General features: G+C 31.2%; 1 protein-coding gene. It reads left to right on the plus strand.

Going from position 1 to position 1,553, the window contains the following annotated elements:
* Positions 1-174: 174 nt before the first annotated feature.
* Complete coding sequence (locus B0A58_RS16005) at positions 175-1,347, plus strand: C1 family peptidase (protein WP_089081868.1); 1,173 nt, start codon at positions 175-177, stop codon at positions 1,345-1,347.
* Positions 1,348-1,553 lie beyond the last annotated feature (206 nt).

Here is a 1,553-nt window from a genome sequence, read left to right on the forward strand (position 1 = left end):
TAGTTTTTGCAATAATTTAAAATGGAAATTTTTGCAGACAACAATTTTAATGTATTTTTTCTTGAATATTCAACAGAAATGTTTAATTTTACTTTTCAAAAAGCCTTTAAAAAATTAATTTATTAAAAAATAGGCTTTTAATATAAATTAAAACTAAAATTAATTCAATAAAAAATGATGAGAAAACATTTTATAGTAGCCGGGCTTTTAAGTTCGATGGGGCTATTTGCTCAAGACGATTTGGTAAAAAAAGTCATCAACAATGCTTCTATCAATTCTAAATTTATTTTTACAGATGTTATCAATTTAGAAAGTACTTCGGTAAAAAGCCAAGGATCTGCAGGAACTTGTTGGAGTTATTCTGGTAATTCTTTTATCGAGTCAGAAATGATCCGTATGGGAAAAAAACCAGTTGATATTGCAGAAATTTTTACGGCACGAAAAGTATATTTGGGCAAAGCCCGAAATTATATTTTATTTAATGGTAATTTAGGGCTTGGCGACGGTGCCGAGTTGCATGATGTAATGAACATGTTGCGTCAATATGGTGCCATGCCACAAGAAGCATATACGCTGGAAGATTATGGAAAAGGAAGTGTAAAATCTGATGATTTTCAAAATGAGTTAAAAGATATTTTAGATAATTACATCAAATTACCTAAAAAAACTGCTGCAACATGGCTTACAGATGTAAACCAATTTATGGATCAAAAATTAGGTAAATTACCAGAAAATTTTGATTATAAAGGCAAGAACTACAACTCTCATTCTTTTGCAAAAGAAGTAATAGGCATCAATCCTGATGATTATATTGAAATTTCAAACTACAAAGACAGTCCATATTACCAAAAAATAGTACAACCTGTTTCTGATAATTGGAGCTACGATCAATTGTATAACGTTCCAATGACTGCACTTACAGATGTGGTTGATGCGGCATTGTCTAAAGGCTATACGGTGGGCTGGGCTACAGACGTGTCTGAACCTTATTTTAGTTGGAAAAATGGTGTGGCTCAGGTACCCGATTTAGATTTGTATAATATTACAGACGAACAACGCAAAGGGCTTTTTGAGGCTCCATTGGATGAAAAAAAGATTACAGAAGACCTGCGTTTAGATGGTTTTTATACCATGACTACAACAGACGATCATGGTATGCACATCGTGGGCAAAGGCAAAGACCAAAAAGGGAAAGAATATTATAAAGTAAAAAATTCATGGGGTGCCAGCAACGATTTTAAAGGTTATTTGTATGTTACAAAAGCGTATGTTCAACTAAAAACTACTGCTTTGATGGTGCATAAAAAGGCTTTGCCAATGGCACTTGCCAAAAAATTGAAGCTATAATTTTTTATAAAAATAAATAAAAAACGCATCTAAATACGAATCTTATGACTCATTATGGGTATAAAAAATGTGTTTTAGATGCGTTTTTTTATTTGCAATATGTTGTTATTGTAATAATTTTTGCGTTAATACCAAATATACATATAAAATAGTCCAATCTATTTTTCCTTTTTTGCTAAAATTATTCATAAAAAATAGTTCCGTAG

The organism is Flavobacterium branchiophilum NBRC 15030 = ATCC 35035, assembly GCF_002217205.1.
GTDB lineage: Bacteria > Bacteroidota > Bacteroidia > Flavobacteriales > Flavobacteriaceae > Flavobacterium > Flavobacterium branchiophilum.